The sequence below is a fragment of the Streptomyces calvus genome (assembly GCF_006782915.1).
Classification (GTDB): domain Bacteria; phylum Actinomycetota; class Actinomycetes; order Streptomycetales; family Streptomycetaceae; genus Streptomyces; species Streptomyces calvus.
This window is the reverse complement of the sequence record NZ_VCNP01000047.1, coordinates 181,861-197,342: the sequence shown is the minus strand read 5'-3', so window position 1 is coordinate 197,342 and position 15,482 is coordinate 181,861. Positions and strand designations below refer to the sequence as shown.

Annotated in this window: 11 protein-coding genes; 7 read left to right on the top strand and 4 right to left on the bottom strand. The window is 72.4% G+C overall.

The window, feature by feature from the left end:
* Positions 1 to 65: 65 nt before the first annotated feature.
* Positions 66 to 446, bottom strand: coding sequence for a winged helix-turn-helix transcriptional regulator (locus FGW31_RS23595; RefSeq protein ID WP_142195486.1), 381 nt, complete (start codon positions 444 to 446; stop codon positions 66 to 68).
* A 107-nt stretch (positions 447 to 553) separates the two neighbouring features.
* Between FGW31_RS23595 and FGW31_RS23590 the strand changes: the two genes are divergently transcribed.
* On the top strand, positions 554 to 1,462 hold the full coding sequence (locus FGW31_RS23590) for an NAD(P)-dependent oxidoreductase (RefSeq protein WP_142195484.1): 909 nt from the start codon (positions 554 to 556) through the stop codon (positions 1,460 to 1,462).
* A 27-nt stretch (positions 1,463 to 1,489) separates the two neighbouring features.
* Here the strand turns inward: FGW31_RS23590 and FGW31_RS23585 are convergent, their stop codons facing one another.
* Entirely contained in the window at positions 1,490 to 2,272 is a 783-nt protein-coding gene (locus tag FGW31_RS23585) for a sulfite exporter TauE/SafE family protein (protein WP_142195483.1), read from the bottom strand.
* 195 nt (positions 2,273 to 2,467) lie between these two features.
* On the opposite strand from FGW31_RS23585, the gene FGW31_RS23580 reads away from it, so the two are divergent.
* From FGW31_RS23580 to FGW31_RS23560, 5 genes are all read left to right on the top strand, one after another.
* On the top strand, positions 2,468 to 3,697 hold the full coding sequence (locus tag FGW31_RS23580) for an NAD(P)/FAD-dependent oxidoreductase (RefSeq protein ID WP_142195481.1): 1,230 nt from the start codon (positions 2,468 to 2,470) through the stop codon (positions 3,695 to 3,697).
* The gene (gene nirB, locus FGW31_RS23575; protein ID WP_142195480.1) at positions 3,697 to 6,315 is read left to right on the top strand and encodes a nitrite reductase large subunit NirB; all 2,619 of its coding nucleotides are present in this window, start codon (positions 3,697 to 3,699) and stop codon (positions 6,313 to 6,315) included. The genes FGW31_RS23580 and nirB overlap by 1 nt, the downstream gene beginning before the upstream one ends.
* The gene (nirD, locus tag FGW31_RS23570; RefSeq protein ID WP_142195479.1) at positions 6,312 to 6,662 is read left to right on the top strand and encodes a nitrite reductase small subunit NirD; all 351 of its coding nucleotides are present in this window, start codon (positions 6,312 to 6,314) and stop codon (positions 6,660 to 6,662) included. Before nirB ends, nirD begins: the two co-directional genes overlap by 4 nt.
* Before the next feature lie 131 nt (positions 6,663 to 6,793).
* Positions 6,794 to 7,747, top strand: coding sequence for an SMP-30/gluconolactonase/LRE family protein (locus tag FGW31_RS23565; RefSeq protein WP_142195478.1), 954 nt, complete (start codon positions 6,794 to 6,796; stop codon positions 7,745 to 7,747).
* Between the two features lie 154 nt (positions 7,748 to 7,901).
* Positions 7,902 to 9,056 carry an alkaline phosphatase PhoX gene (locus FGW31_RS23560; protein WP_142195477.1) on the top strand — a complete coding sequence of 385 codons (1,155 nt, stop codon included), beginning with the start codon at positions 7,902 to 7,904 and terminating at the stop codon, positions 9,054 to 9,056.
* 163 nt (positions 9,057 to 9,219) lie between these two features.
* Here the strand turns inward: FGW31_RS23560 and ppdK are convergent, their stop codons facing one another.
* The gene (gene ppdK, locus FGW31_RS23555; RefSeq protein WP_373303330.1) at positions 9,220 to 11,967 is read right to left on the bottom strand and encodes a pyruvate, phosphate dikinase; all 2,748 of its coding nucleotides are present in this window, start codon (positions 11,965 to 11,967) and stop codon (positions 9,220 to 9,222) included.
* A 653-nt stretch (positions 11,968 to 12,620) separates the two neighbouring features.
* Positions 12,621 to 13,775 (bottom strand): tRNA dihydrouridine synthase DusB, encoded by a 1,155-nt coding sequence (dusB, locus tag FGW31_RS23550; protein WP_142195475.1) that lies wholly within the window; start codon positions 13,773 to 13,775, stop codon positions 12,621 to 12,623.
* A gap of 120 nt (positions 13,776 to 13,895) precedes the next feature.
* Here dusB and FGW31_RS23545 point away from each other — a divergent pair, with 120 nt between their 5' ends.
* Complete coding sequence (locus FGW31_RS23545) at positions 13,896 to 15,341, top strand: MFS transporter (RefSeq protein ID WP_142195474.1); 1,446 nt, start codon at positions 13,896 to 13,898, stop codon at positions 15,339 to 15,341.
* The last annotated feature ends 141 nt before the right edge of the window (positions 15,342 to 15,482 follow it).

Below are 15,482 nucleotides of genomic sequence, written 5' to 3'. Positions count from 1 at the left end.
CCCGTCCTGCGGACGTGTGCGCACGCCGGCCGGACGTCGTGACCCGCGGCGGGCCGCTCCCGCGGTCACACCCCGAAGGACGCGACGGGCGCGGCGTCCTCCGGCGCCCCGCGGTAGGCGTCCCCGATCACGTTCCGCCGGCCCCAATCGCCGAGCGGCTCCAGCGCCGCGTTGAGGTCGGCGCCCCGGGACGTCAGCGAGTACTCCACCCGCGGCGGCACCTCGTCGTAGTCCTCGCGGTGCACGATGCCGTCCGCCTCCAGCTCCCGCAACTGCGCGGCCAGCACCTTCTCGGTGACGCCCGGCACGCTGCGGCGCAGTTCGCCGAAGCGGTGCGGCCGTTCGCTCAACGCCCACAGGATGAGCACCTTCCACTTGCCGCCGATCACGTCCATCGCCGCGTCGATCCCGCACACGTACGCACCCGGCCGCCGTACCGCCGCCATCCCGTCACCCCGTCCACCGTCGCTGCCTGCACCCTTTCCCCGGGGTAAGCGCCCACCTCGAAGTACGTACTTGAGCTGGGGCTTCGCCCGCGGCGAGCCTGGTCCTCATGAGCGACAACATCCTTGCCACCGTCCCTGCTTCCCGCACTCCCCTGACTCTTCTCGGCACCGGCGCCATGGGCACCGCCCTGGCCCGTGCCTGGCTCGCCGCCGGCCACCCGGTGACCGTGTGGAACCGTACTCCCGAACGCGCCGCCGCCCTCGCCGCCGACGGCGCCACGGTCGCCGCGAGCGCCGCCGCGGCGGTGGCCGCGAACCGCCTGGTGATCGCCTGCCTGCTGGACGACGCCTCCGTCGGTACGACGCTGGAGGACGCCGACCTGACCGGGAGGGACCTGGTGAACCTCACCACCGGGACCCCGGCCGAGGGCCGCGCCCGCGCCGCCTGGGCCGTCTCGCGCGGCGCCCGTTTCCTGGACGGCGGCATCATGGCCGTACCGCCGATGGTCGGGCACCCGGAGTCCGGTGCCTACGTGTTCTACAGCGGTTCGGGCGACCTGTTCGAGGAGCACCGCGACACCCTCGCCGTCCCCGCCGGCACCCAGTACGTGGGGGCCGACCCGGGCTTCGCCGCGCTGCACGACGTGGCGCTGCTCAGCGCGATGAGCGGACTGTTCGCGGGCATCACGCACGCCTTCGCGCTGGTCCGCGGCGAGGACATCGCGCCGAAGGACTTCGCGCCGCTGCTCGCCTCCTGGCTCACCGCGATGACGTCGTCGGTGCAGCAGACGGCCGAGCGGCTGGCCGGCGGCGACTTCACCGGCGGCGTGGTGTCCAACCTCGCGATGCAGTCGGCCGGCAACGCGACCCTGCTGCGCACGGCCGAGGAGCAGCGCGTCAGCGCGGAACTGCTGACGCCGTACATGGAGCTGATGGCCCGCCGCGTCGCCGACGGTCACGGCGACGAGGACACGGCGGGGCTGGTCGACCTGCTGGCTGCGCGCGGCCGCGCCTGACCGGACCGGCCGCGCCGGGTCATCCGGTCAGGCCGACCACTGCTCGTACGCCAGGTTCGCCACCAGGGCGAAGACCACCGTCAGCAGGACGATGCGGACGAAGCCGCTGCCCTTCTTCAGCGCCGTGTGCGCGCCGAAGGTGCCGCCCGCCAGGTTGAACACGGCCATCAGGGCCGCCAGTTGCCACAGCACCGCGCCCTGCCAGGCGAACGTGGCGAGGGCCCCGGCGTTGGTGCAGCAGTTGACGATCTTGGCGGTGGCGGAGGCGGTGACGAGGTCCAGGTGCAGGATCGCGGTGAGCGCCAGCACCAGGAAGGTGCCGGTTCCGGGGCCGACGAGACCGTCGTAGAAGCCGATGCCGAGCCCGGCGAGGCCGATCGCCGCGAGGATGCGGCGCCGGGTCGCCGGGCCGGTGGCGGGTGCGGTGCCGAAGGCCGGGCGCAGGATCACGAAGGCCGCCACCGCGAGCAGCACCACCATGATCACCGGTTTGAGGACCTCGGTGCTCATCCCGGCCGCGAAGAACGCACCGGCCGACGATCCGGCCAGCGCGGCCAGTCCGATGCGCACGGCCGTCCGCACGTCGACCGGCGCCTTGCGGGCGTACGTCACCGCGGCGCCCGTGGTGCCTACGATCGCGACCGCCTTGTTGGTGCCCAGCGCGTGCGCGGCCGGGGTGCCGGCGGGCAGGCCGAGCAGCAGGGCGGGCAGGAGCAGCAGCCCGCCGCCGCCCACCACGGCGTCGATCCAGCCGGCGGCGAGGGCGGCCAGACAGAGCAGGACGACCGTGGTCAGGGAGATGTCGGGCATGACCATGACCCTATGGACGCGATAGATGTGGCGTCCATCGAGATGGGCTGCGGCTGACGTTGCGCTGCTCACAGCAGCACCCCACCGCCCGTCCGGAACCCTCACACCCCGCCCGCTCCCGTACTGAGGGCAGCGTTCCGCGCGGGAAACAGAGGTGATGCTGCCGGGTAACACCGGCACCGCACGCTCCAGTGCATGACCTCGAATGAGCGTGTGGTGGTGATCGGCTCCGGCCTCGCGGGCGTACGGCTCGCCCGGCGGCTCGGCGAGCTGGGCACGCCCGTGACGCTGATCGGCGAGGAGGAGCACCGCCCGTACAACCGGGTGCTGCTCGCCGAGGTGCTGGCCGGGCGCTACGGCCCCGAGGTGATCGCCCTGCCGGCGCCCGCGGAGCTGGTCCGCGCCCGGATCACCGGCATCGACCGCGCCGGGCGGACCGTCGCCCACGCGGACGGCTCGGTCACCGCGTACGACCGGCTCGTCCTGGCCACCGGCTCCAACCCGGTGCTGCCGCCGCTGCGCGGCCTGTTCACCGGCGACCACCGGCTGCCCGAGGGCGTGCACGCCTTCCGCACCATGGACGACTGCCTGGGCCTGGCCAAGGCGGTACGGCCGGGCGTGCGGGCGGTGGTGATCGGCGGCGGGCTGCTCGGCGTCTCCGCGGCCCGCGCGCTCGCCGTGCGCGGCGCGCAGGTCGTCCTCGCCCAGCAGTCCGAGCGGCTGATGGAACGGCAGCTCGACCCGGCCGCGTCCGCGCTGGTCGGACGGCACCTCACCGACCTCGGCGTGGAGGTGCACACCGAGTGCCGGGTGCGGGACGTGCGCTGCGTCGGCGGCGCGGTCCGCTCGGTGGAGCTGGCCGACGGCTACGCCCTCGACGCCGAACTGGTGGTGCTGGCCTGCGGTGTGCGCCCGCGCACCGGCCTCGCGCAGGCGGCCGGCCTGGAGGTCCGCAAGGGCGTCGTCGTCGACGACGCGCTGCGCACCTCCGACCCGTACGTCCACGCCGTCGGCGACTGCGCCGAGCACGCCGGCACGGTCTACGGGCTCGCCGCCCCGGCCCTGGAGCAGGCCGACGCGCTCGCCGCGCTGCTCGCCGGCGACACCCGCGCCCGCTACACCGGCACCCGCTCCCTGACCCGGCTGACGCTCACCGGCCCGCTCGCCGGCCCCGGCGGCTCCTTCGACCTCGCCGCGTTCGGCGAGACCGAGGCGCTGCCCGGCGACGACGTCGTGCAGCTCGCCGACGCCACCCGGGGCACCTACCGCAAGGTCGTCGTCCGCGACGACCGCCTCGTCGGCGGGGTCCTCGTCGGCGCACTCGGCACCGTCGGCGCCCTCGCGCGCGCCTGGGAGGGAGCGGAGCCGCTCCCGTCCGACGGCGGCCCGCTGCTCCACCTGCTCACCAACGATGGAGGCTCCTGATGACCGCCACCCCGGGGGCATCCCCCACGATCCTGCTCGTCGGCCACGGCATGGTCGGCCAGCGCTTCCTGGAGGCGATCGCCCGGCGCGGCCTGACCGCCACGCACCGCGTGGTCGTGCTGTGCGAGGAGCCGCGCCCCGCCTACGACCGCGTCCAGCTCACCTCGTACTTCTCGGGCCGGACGCCCGAGGAGCTGTCGCTGACCGACCGGGAGTTCCTCGACACGCACGGCATCGAGCTGTACCTGGGCGACCCGGCCGAGGCCGTCGACCGCGAGGCGCGGACGGTCACGGCGCGGTCCGGCCGCGTCTTCGGCTACGACGTCCTCGTCCTGGCCACCGGCTCCTACCCGTTCGTGCCGCCGGTGCCGAACAAGGACGCCACCGGCTGCTTCGTCTACCGCACCATCGAGGACCTCCTCGCGATCGAGGAGTACGCGCGGTCCACGGCGACGACGGGCGCCGTGGTGGGCGGCGGGCTGCTCGGCCTGGAGGCGGCCGGCGCGCTCAAGGGCCTCGGCCTGGACGCCCACATCGTGGAGTTCGCGCCCCGGCTGATGCCCGTCCAGGTGGACGAGGGCGGCGGCGCGGCACTGCTGCGCACCATCGAGGACATGGGCCTGTCCGTCCACACCGGTGTGGGCACGCAGGAGATCGTGGTCGGCGAGGACGGCGCGGTCACCGGCATGAAGCTGTCCGACGGCTCCGAACTCGCCACCGACATGGTGGTGTTCAGCGCCGGTGTCCGCCCCCGCGACCAGCTGGCCCGCGACTGCGGTCTCGCGGTCGGCGAGCGCGGCGGCATCACGGTGGACGAGCGGTGCCGCACGGTCACCGACCCGCACGTCTTCGCGATCGGCGAGTGCGCGCTGGCCGCCGACGGCCGGGTGTACGGGCTGGTCGCGCCGGGCTACGAGCAGGCGGAGACGGCCGCCGCGGCGATCGCCGCCGACGGGACCGACGAGATGACGTTCACCGGCGCCGACCTGTCCACCAAGCTGAAACTGCTCGGCGTGGACGTGGCGTCCTTCGGCGACGCGCACGGCGCCGGCGGCGACTGCCTGAACGTGGTCTACTCCGACTCCCGCGCCGGTCTGTACAAGAAGCTGGTCGTCGGCCGGGACGGCACCCTGCTCGGCGGCATCCTGGTCGGCGACGCGGAGGCGTACGGCACGCTGAAGGCGTTCACCGGCTCGGTCCCGCCGGTGCCGCCGGAGTCGCTGGTGCTGCCGGCCGGTGCCGGTGCGCCCGCGCAGCTCGGGCCGGCCGCGCTGCCGGACGACGCGATCATCTGCTCCTGCAACAACGTCACCAAGGGCACCATCCGCGGCGCGGTCACCGAGCACCGGTGCACCACCGTGCCCGAGGTGAAGAAGTGCACCAAGGCCGGTACGACGTGCGGCAGTTGCGTCAAGGTCCTCGGCCAGCTGGTCACCGCCGAGCTGGAGGCGAGCGGCGTCGAGGTCGACAAGGGCCTGTGCGGCTGCTTCGCGCAGACCCGCGAGGAGCTGTACGAGATCGTCCACGCCCTGCGCATCACCTCCTACCGGGACCTGCTGGACCGGTACGGCCGCGAGACCGCCCGCGGCGGCGACGGCTGCGAGGTGTGCAAGCCGGCGGTCGGCTCGATCATCGCCTCCCTCGCCCCGGCGATCGGCGCCAGCACCTACGTCCTCGACGACGAGCAGGCGGCCCTGCAGGACACCAACGACCACTTCCTGGCCAACCTGCAGAAGAACGGCTCGTACTCGGTCGTGCCGCGCATCCCCGGCGGCGAGATCGCCCCGGAGAAGCTGATCGTGATCGGTGAGATCGCCCGCGACTTCGGCCTCTACACGAAGATCACCGGCGGCCAGCGCATCGACATGTTCGGCGCCCGCGTCGAGCAACTGCCGCTGATCTGGACCCGCCTGGTCGACGCCGGCTTCGAGTCCGGGCACGCCTACGGCAAGTCGCTGCGCACGGTGAAGTCCTGCGTGGGCCAGACCTGGTGCCGCTACGGCGTCCAGGACTCCGTGCGCATGGCGATCGACCTGGAGCTGCGCTACCGCGGGCTGAGGTCGCCGCACAAGCTGAAGTCGGCGGTCTCCGGCTGCCAGCGCGAGTGCGCCGAGGCCCGCTCGAAGGACTTCGGCGTCATCGCCACCGCGAGCGGCTGGAACCTGTACGTCGGCGGCAACGGCGGCGCCACCCCGCGCCACGCCGACCTGCTCGCCCAGGACCTGTCCGACGCCGAACTGGTCCGCCTGATCGACCGGTTCCTGATGTTCTACATCCGCACCGCCGACCGCCTGGAGCGCACCTCGGCCTGGCTGGAGCGGATCCCCGGCGGCCTGGACCACGTACGGGACGTGGTCGTGCACGACTCCCTCGGCATCTGCGACGAGCTGGAGGAACTGATGGCCGCGCACGTCTCCCACTACCGCGACGAGTGGGCCGAGACGGTCAACGACCCGGAGAAGCTCGCCCGGTTCGTGTCCTTCGTGAACGCGCCCGACACCCCGGACCCGGTGGTCGCCTTCGTTCCCGAACGCGACCAGATCAAGCCCGACCTGCCGCTGCTGACCATCGGCCTGCGACCTGCCGACGACGCCCTGGAAGGGAGCGCCACGCGATGACCCTGGCACTGGAGACCACCGACCTGAAGGTCCGGCTCCGCCTGGCGGAGGACTGGTTCACCGTCTGCGACCTGAGCACGCTGATCCCGGGCCGCGGCGTGGCCGCGCTGCTGCCCGACGGCCGCCAGGCAGCCGTCTTCGCCGACCGCACCGGACGGCTCTACGCCATCGACAACCGTGATCCCTTCACCGGCGCGGCGGTCCTCTCACGCGGACTGACCGGCACCCACCAGGGCCGGCCCTTCGTCGCCTCGCCGCTGCTGAAGCAGCGCTTCGACCTGGAGTCGGGCCGGTGCCTGGACGACGAGACGGTGCGGGTGACGGCGTACGAGGTGAAGGCGGCCTGACGCCGGGCGGGCGCTGTCGAGAACCTGTCGGGTTCGGGTCGTTCCACGCGTGAGGGCGGGTCCATCGGGTTGTATCGGACCTGCCCCACCCGTGTCCGGTCCCACCCCCATCCCGCACGGAGGCCCGAGATATGACCCGCAACCACCCGCAGCGCCCCCTGCCGTCCCGGCGTGCCGTGCTCGGCGGTGCCGCCGTCGCCGCGCTCGCCGCGGCGGCCGGCCCCGCCGAGGCAGCCGGCCGGCGGCCCGCCTGGCCCACACAGTTCCCGCTGCCCGACGGCTGGCTGCCCGAGGGCATCACCATCGGCCGCGCCCCGTACGCCTACCTGGGCTCCCGCGCCGACGGCGCGATCCACCGCACCGACCTGCGCACCGGCCGGGGCACGGTCCTCCACCAGGGCGCCCCGGGCCTGACGGCCATCGGCCTGAAGCTCGGTGACGACGGCCTGCTGTACGTGGCGGGCGGCGCCGGCGGCACCGCCCGGCTGGTGGACGCCCGCACCGGCGCACTGCGCGGGACCCACCACCTCGCCACCGGCAGCGGTCACTTCGTCAACGACGTGGTGCTGTTCCCGGACCGCGCCTGGTTCACCGACTCCCGCGACGCCGTCCTGTACGGCGTGCCGCGCGGCCGCGGCTGCGGCGGCGTCCGCGTGCTGCCGCTCACCGGTGACTGGGAGCAGCTGCCCGACGTCATCAACGCCAACGGCATCGTGAGCACACCGGACGGGTGCGACGTGATCGTGGTCAGCAGCACGCCGGGCGAGCTGTACCGGGTGAGCCTGGAGACCGGGCGGGCCCGGCGCATCGCCCTGTCCGGCGCGGACGACGTGGTCAACGGCGACGGCCTGGTCCGCGTCGGCCGCACCCTGTACGTGGTGCAGAACCGGCTGAACGTGGTCACCGTGTTCGACCTGGACGCCCGGGCCACCACGGCCACCCTGCGCCGCTCGATCACCGACCCGCGGTTCGACGTCCCCGCCACCGCGGCCCGCTTCCGCGACCGCCTCTACCTGGTCAACGCGCGCTTCACCAGCCCGCAGACCCCGGAGACGACGTTCACGGCCGTGGCCGTCCCCCTGTAGCCCGTGCAGGCACCCGGCCCTCTGCCCCGTGGGATGGTCATCTGCCGGTACGTCCCCGGCCATGAAGCGTCCATTCCGCTCCCCTAGGTTCGCTGCTCGCACGCCCCCGCCGCCGACCGGCGGCGGGACGGTCACGGCACCTCTTGGAGCGACAGTGGAACGTCGTACCTTCCTTCGTGCGACCGCCGTCGGCGGTACCTCCGCCGTGCTCGGCGGGACCCTGTGGCGCGGCGCGGCGTACGCCGCACCCGCCCAGCCCGGCACCGGCCCGTACGGGCCGCTCGGCGCGGCGGACGCCAACGGCATCAGCCTGCCCGCGGGCTTCACCAGCCGGGTCGTCGCCCGCTCCGGCAGAACGGTCACCGGCACCTCGTACACCTGGCACAACGCGCCCGACGGCGGCGCCTGCTACGCGGACGGCTCGGGCTGGATCTACGTCTCCAACTCGGAGATCAACCCCTCGGGCGGCGCGAGCGCGCTGAAGTTCTCGGCCACCGGTGCCGTCACCGGCGCGTACCGCATCCTGTCCGGCACCCGGCAGAACTGCGCGGGCGGCAAGACCCCGTGGAACACCTGGCTGTCCTGCGAGGAGGTGGACCGCGGCTACGTGTACGAGACCGACCCGTGGGGTGTGAAGGCGGCCGTCCGCCGTGACGCCATGGGTCGCTTCAAGCACGAGGCGGCCGCCGCCGACCCGGTCCGCAAGGTCATCTACCTGACCGAGGACGTGTCGGACGGCTGCTTCTACCGCTTCCGGCCCACCACGTGGGGCGACCTGTCGTCGGGCACGCTGGAGGTGCTGGTCGCGGGCAGCGGCACCAGCGGCCCGGTGAGCTGGGCTAAGGTCCCGGACCCGTCCGGCGCGACCGCCACCCGCAACCAGGTCTCCGGCGCCAAGCGCTTCAACGGCGGCGAGGGCTGCTACTACGCGAACGACACCTGCTGGTTCACCACCAAGGGCGACAACCGCGTCTGGCAGTACAACGCGGCCGCCCAGACCGTCGAACTCGCCTACGACGACTCGCTGGTGAGCGGCACGGCTCCGCTGACCGGCGTCGACAACGTCACCGGCTCCGCCTCCGGCGACCTGTTCGTCGCCGAGGACGGCGGGAACATGGAGATCTGCGTCATCACGCCCGACGACGTGGTGGCCCCGTTCCTGCGCATCGCCGGCCAGTCGGGCTCGGAGATCACCGGTCCCGCCTTCTCCCCCGACGGCAGCCGCCTGTACTTCTCCAGCCAGCGCGGCACGACCGGCACCTCCTCCGGCGGCATCACCTACGAGGTGACGGGCCCCTTCCGCAACTGACCCCGGGCGGTCGCCGATCCGGCACCGGTGCCGGGCACGCGAGAGGGCGGCACCCCCGCACAAGGGTGCCGCCCTCTTCTCGTGGTCCGGAGCCGCTGCCGATCGGTGAGGGTGGTCGGGTGACAGACAACGGCTCCGGGGCTGGTCGCCGCCCCGGAAGGGGTCAGCGGTGGTCGCTGCCCGCCGAGGTGACCGCCGCGCGGCCGGCCTCCAGGCGGGCGACCGGGATGCGGAACGGGGAGCAGGAGACGTAGTCCAGGCCGACCTCGTGGAAGAAGTGGACCGACTCCGGGTCGCCGCCGTGCTCGCCGCAGACGCCGAGCTTCAGGTCGGGGCGGGTGGCGCGGCCGGCCCGGGCGGCGAGCTTCACCAGGGAGCCGACGCCGTCCTTGTCGATCGTCTCGAACGGCGACACCCCGAAGATGCCCTTCTCCAGGTAGGCGGTGAAGAAGCTGGCCTCCACGTCGTCCCGGGAGAAGCCCCACACCGTCTGGGTGAGGTCGTTGGTGCCGAAGGAGAAGAACTCCGCCGCCTCGGCGATCTGGCCGGCGGTCAGCGCGGCGCGCGGCAGCTCGATCATCGTGCCGATGGCCAGCTTGAGTTCGGTGCCGGTGGCCGCCTCGACCTCGGCGATGACCTTGTCGGCCTCCTCGCGGACGATCTCCAGCTCCTGGACGGTGCCCACCAGCGGGATCATGATCTCCGCGCGCGGGTCGCCCTTGGCGGCCCTGCGTTCGGCGGCGGCCTCCGCGATGGCCCGTACCTGCATGGTGAACAGGCCCGGGATGACCAGGCCGAGGCGGACGCCGCGCAGGCCCAGCATCGGGTTCTGCTCGTGCAGGCGGTGCACGGCCTGGAGCAGGCGGAGTTCGTTCTCGTGGGGTTCCTGCCGGGACTCGGCGAGGGCGACACGGACCGACAGTTCGGTGATGTCGGGCAGGAACTCGTGCAGCGGCGGGTCGAGGAGGCGGACGGTGACCGGGAGGCCGTCCATCGACTCGAAGAGCTGCACGAAGTCCTGCTTCTGCAGCGGCAGCAGCGCCTTCAGCGACTCCTCGCGCTCGGCCTCGGTGTCGGCCAGGATCAGCCGCTCCACCAGCTCGCGCCGGTCGCCGAGGAACATGTGCTCGGTGCGGCACAGGCCGATGCCCTGGGCGCCGAAGCGGCGGGCGCGCAGCGCGTCCTCGGCGTTGTCGGCGTTGGCGCGCACCCGCAGCCGGCGCTTGCGGTCGGCGAAGGCCATCATCCGGTGCACGGCCTCGACCAGTTCGTCGGCGTCGTCGGCGCCCGGGTGCATCCGGCCCTCGAAGTACTCCACGACCGGCGACGGCACGACCGGCACCTCACCGAGGTAGACCTTGCCGGTGGAGCCGTCGATGGAGACGACGTCGCCCTCCTCGACGACGTGCCCGCCGGGCACGGTCATCCGGCGGCGCTTGGTGTCGACCTCCAGCTCCTCCGCACCGCAGACACAGGTCTTGCCCATGCCGCGCGCGACGACGGCCGCGTGGGAGGTCTTGCCGCCGCGCGAGGTGAGGATGCCCTCCGCCGCGATCATGCCGTCGAGGTCGTCCGGGTTGGTCTCGCGGCGGATCAGGATGACCTTCTCGCCGGAACGGGACCACTTGACGGCCGTGTAGGAGTCGAAGACCGCCTTGCCGACCGCCGCGCCCGGGGACGCCGCGATGCCGCGCCCGACCTGCTCGACCTTGGCACTCTCGTCGAAGCGCGGGAACATCAGCTGCGCGAGCTGGGCGCCGTTGACGCGGGTGAGCGCCTCGGCCTCGTCGATCAGGCCCTGGTCCACCAGCTGCGTGGCAATGCGGAACGCGGCGCCCGCGGTGCGCTTGCCGACGCGGGTCTGGAGCATCCACAGCCGGCCGCGCTCGATGGTGAACTCGATGTCGCAGAGGTCCTTGTAGTGGTTCTCCAGCGTCTCCATGATCTGCATCAGCTGGTCGTACGACTTCTTGTCGATCGACTCCAGCTCCGCGAGCGGCACGGTGTTGCGGATGCCCGCGACGACGTCCTCGCCCTGCGCGTTCTGCAGGTAGTCGCCGTAGACGCCCTGGTGGCCGGAGGCCGGGTCGCGGGTGAAGGCGACGCCGGTGCCGGAGTCCGGGCCGAGGTTGCCGAAGACCATGGAGCAGACGTTGACGGCGGTGCCGAGGTCGTGCGGGATGCGCTCCTGGCGGCGGTAGAGCTTGGCGCGGTCGCCGTTCCAGGAGTCGAAGACGGCCTTGATGGCGAGGTCCATCTGCTCGCGCGGGTCCTGCGGGAAGTCCCGGCCGGCCTCGGTCTTGACGATCTTCTTGAACCTGGTGACGAGCTTCTTGAGGTCGGCGGCCTCCAGCTCGGTGTCGACGGTGACCTTCTTGGCCGCCTTCGCCGCCTCCAGCGCGTCCTCGAAGAGTTCGCCGTCGACGCCGAGGACGGTCTTGCCGAACATCTGGATGAGGCGCCGGTAGGAGTCCCACGCGAACCGGTCGTCGCCGGCCTGCTTCGCGAGGCCCTGCACGGACTTGTCGGAGAGGCCGATGTTGAGGACGGTGTCCATCATGCCCGGCATGGAGAACTTGGCTCCGGAGCGGACCGACACGAGGAGGGGGTCGTCGGCCTGTCCGAGCTTCTTGCCCATCCTCGTCTCGAGGGCGTCGAGGTGCGCACTCACCTCGTCACGCAGTGCCGCCGGCTCCTCGCCACTGTCCAGGTAGACCTTGCAGGCCTCCGTGGTGATGGTGAAGCCGGGCGGGACGGGAAGGCCCAGGTTGGTCATCTCGGCGAGGTTGGCACCCTTGCCGCCGAGCAGGTCCTTGAGTTCCTTGTTGCCCTCGGTGAAGTCGTAAACGAACTTCACGCCCTCAACGCTCGTGCCCGACTGAGCTCCATGGTGATCTTTGTTTTCCGACACGGGTCTCGACTCCTCGAGGACGCGGTGGCTGCCCTGACGGCGAGGAATGTACCCAGATCAAAGGCACCTGGGTACGTCTACTTGCGCGTCATGCGCCTGTAACCACTCGTCCGCCAGCGGATCGAAAGTCAAAGCTTGGCAAGCGGTCACAGCCGAGTGTTTTCACTTCTTGAACGCAACAACCTCCGAGCAACCTCATTGACGCTCATATGAGCGACAAACTCCACGTCTGAGTTCGCTCGATGAACGATCAACAGGTGGCACTGAGTGCCACCCTTTGAGAAGTGCAACCGCTCATCATTCGCTCATCTGAGCGCAACACTTATCAAGGGTGGCGAGAATCACGCTGCCACACCGGGCCGGATTTCACCATGCGGACCCTCTCCCGCCCCTCTCCCGGCCCCTTCCCGACCCCTCCCTGTCGGCGCCCGCCCCCGTCCGTCGCCACCCGTCCCCGCCCCGGATGAACGCACCGGCCGCCCCGCCCGTACGGAAGGCCGGGCGGACCCGGGCCCCCACACCGGGTCCGCCCCTCCCGCCGCGCCCGTCCCCCACTCCAGGGCGCCGGGAACGCCCGCCCCGGAGGGGGGCCGGCCACGGAAAGCGGAAGGGGCCCACGGCAATCTGTTGCCCCCCCTTCCCTGCCGCGCCGGTCAGCCGCCGGAGGTGTCGAGCTCCGCGTCCTCGGTCACGCCCGCGCAGTCGTACGGGTCCTTCAGCCAGCCGTCCGGCAGCACCACACGGTTGTTGCCGGACGTACGGCCGCGGGGCCCGTCGGCGCCGGCCGGCCAGGGCTGGTCGAGGTCCAGCTCGTCCAGTCCGGACCGCAGTTCCTCCAGCGAGGAGGTGACCGCGAGGCGCCCCCGCATCTCGGAGCCGACCGCGAAGCCCTTCAGGTACCAGGCGACGTGCTTGCGGAAGTCGATCACCCCGCGGGACTCGTCGCCGATCCACTCGCCGAGCAGCGTGGCGTGCCGGACCATGACGTCGGCCACCTCGCGCAGGGTGGGCCGTACGAAGTCCTCCGTACGGCCCTCGAAGGCGGCCACCAGGTCCGCGAACAGCCACGGCCGCCCCAGGCAGCCGCGGCCCACGACCACGCCGTCGCAGCCCGTCTCGCGCACCATCCGCAGCGCGTCCTCGGCCGACCAGATGTCGCCGTTGCCGAGCACCGGGATCTCCGGGACGTGCTCCTTCAGCCGGGCGATGGCCTCCCAGTCGGCGGTGCCGCCGTAGTGCTGGGCGGCGGTGCGGCCGTGCAGCGCGATGGCGGTCACACCCTCCTCGACCGCGATCCGCCCGGCGTCCAGATAGGTCAGGTGGTCGTCGTCGATGCCCTTGCGCATCTTCATCGTCACCGGCAGGTCCCCGGCCCCGGCGACGGCCTCGCGCAGGATGGAGCGCAGCAGGTTGCGCTTGTAGGGCAGGGCCGAGCCGCCGCCCTTGCGGGTCACCTTGGGCACCGGGCAGCCGAAGTTGAGGTCGATGTGGTCGGCGAGGTCCTCCTCCGCGATCATGCGGACGGCCTTGCCGACGGTCGCCGGGTCGACGCCGTACAGCTGGATGGAGCGCGGCTTCTCGGTCGCGTCGAACCGGATCAGCTGCATCGTCTTCTCGTTGCGTTCGACCAGCGCCCGGGTGGTGATCATCTCGCTGACGAACAGGCCCTTGCCACCGCTGAACTCCCTGCACAGGGTGCGGAAGGGCGCGTTCGTGATCCCGGCCATGGGGGCCAGCACGACGGGCGGCCGCACCGGGTGCGGGCCGATCTGCAGGGTCGGGTGCGTCGTCGACAGGGGCGTGGACATTCCCCCATTCTCCCGCATCTCCTCGCGCGTCCCGACGGGCGCCCGGCGGACCGCACCCACCGACCCGGTGTAACAGTCATTAGTTAGCCGCACTATCGACACGGGCGTACGATGGCGCCCATGCCCGAGCTCAGCCACGGCCGACGCATGCTGGTGCTCGCGATCTGCTGCATGAGCCTGCTGATCGTGAGCCTGGACAACACGGTCCTCAACGTCGCCCTGCCCGCCATGCAGCGGGAACTGCACGCCACCACCTCGGGCCTGCAGTGGACCATCGACGCGTACACGCTCGTCCTGGCCTCGCTGCTGATGCTCGCGGGCTCCACCGCCGACCGGATCGGCCGCAAACGGGTCTTCATGGCCGGCCTGGTGGTCTTCACCGCCGGCTCGGTGCTGTGCTCGCTGGCGCCCGACCTGTCGTCGCTGGTGGTGTTCCGCATGGTGCAGGCGGTGGGTGGCTCGATGCTCAATCCGGTCGCCATGTCGATCATCACCAACACCTTCACCGACCGCCGCGAACGCGCCCGCGCGATCGGCGTGTGGGGCGCGGTCGTCGGCATCTCCATGGCCGCCGGCCCGCTGGTCGGAGGGCTGCTGGTGGAGTCGGTCGGCTGGCGCGCCATCTTCTGGATCAACCTGCCGGTGGGCCTCGCGGCGCTGCTGCTCACCTGGCGTTTCGTCCCGGAGTCCCGGGCGCCCCGGGCCCGCCGCCCCGACCCGGTCGGCCAGCTGCTGGTGATCGCCCTGTTCGGCTCCCTCACGTACGCGATCATCGAGGCCCCGCACGCCGCCCTCACGGTGACCGCCCCGTTCGCCGCCGTGGCGCTCGTCGCCCTGCTCGCCCTGCTGCGCTACGAGCCGCGCCGCCCCGAACCCCTCATCGACCTGCGTTTCTTCCGCTCCGCCCCGTTCAGCGGGGCCACCGTGATCGCGGTGAGCGCGTTCGCGGCGCTCGGCGGCTTCCTGTTCCTGTCCACGCTGTACCTGCAGAACGTCCGGGGCCTGAACGCCCTGGAGGCGGGTCTGTGGATGCTCCCGATGGCCGTCCCCACCTTCCTGTGCGCCCCGCTGTCCGGCCGGCTGGTCGGCAGCCGGGGCCCGCGCCTGCCGCTGGCGGTCGCGGGCGTCGCGATGACGGCGAGCGGTCTCCTCTTCGCCCTCTTCGAGGCCGAGACGTCCAACACCACCCTGTTCCTCGGCTACGTCCTGTTCGGCATCGGCTTCGGCTTCGTCAACGCGCCCATCACCAACACGGCCGTCTCCGGCATGCCCACCGAACAGGCCGGTGTGGCCTCGGCGGTGGCCTCCACCAGCCGCCAGCTGGGCCAGACGCTGGGCGTGGCAGTGGTCGGCGCGGTGCTGGCGGCCGGCGTCGGCTCCTCGTCGTACGCGGACGCCTTCGTGTCGGCGGCGCGGCCCGGCTGGTGGATCCTCGCCGCGTGCGGTTTCTCGGTGCTGCTGGTCGGCGCGCTGACCTCGGGCCGCTGGGCCCACCGCACCGCGGAACGGACCGCGGAACGCCTGAAGACGGCGGAGGACCCGCGGCCCACCGGCGCCAGGACCTGACCCCGCCCCGACTCGTCGCGCCCGCCCGCCCGTTCGGGCCGGTGGTCCCGCGCCGCTCCCGTCCCGACCGTCACGGTTGGGTCTCGTCCCCGGCCCGCGGCCGCCCGGCCGCCCGTCGTGCTGCACACTCCTTGTCGTCCC

Bases quoted from the DNA above. Each gene is read 5' to 3' on its own strand.
- FGW31_RS23590 (WP_142195484.1), top strand. From the start codon at position 554: ATGAGCGACAACATCCTTGCCACCGTCCCTGCTTCCCGCACTCCCCTG.
- FGW31_RS23545 (WP_142195474.1), top strand. From the start codon at position 13,896: ATGCCCGAGCTCAGCCACGGCCGACGCATGCTGGTGCTCGCGATCTGC.
- FGW31_RS23565 (WP_142195478.1), top strand. From the start codon at position 6,794: ATGACCCGCAACCACCCGCAGCGCCCCCTGCCGTCCCGGCGTGCCGTG.
- FGW31_RS23595 (WP_142195486.1), bottom strand. From the start codon at position 446: ATGGCGGCGGTACGGCGGCCGGGTGCGTACGTGTGCGGGATCGACGCG.
- FGW31_RS23585 (WP_142195483.1), bottom strand. From the start codon at position 2,272: ATGCCCGACATCTCCCTGACCACGGTCGTCCTGCTCTGTCTGGCCGCC.
- FGW31_RS23580 (WP_142195481.1), top strand. From the start codon at position 2,468: ATGACCTCGAATGAGCGTGTGGTGGTGATCGGCTCCGGCCTCGCGGGC.
- nirD (WP_142195479.1), top strand. From the start codon at position 6,312: ATGACCCTGGCACTGGAGACCACCGACCTGAAGGTCCGGCTCCGCCTG.
- nirB (WP_142195480.1), top strand. From the start codon at position 3,697: ATGACCGCCACCCCGGGGGCATCCCCCACGATCCTGCTCGTCGGCCAC.
- dusB (WP_142195475.1), bottom strand. From the start codon at position 13,775: ATGTCCACGCCCCTGTCGACGACGCACCCGACCCTGCAGATCGGCCCG.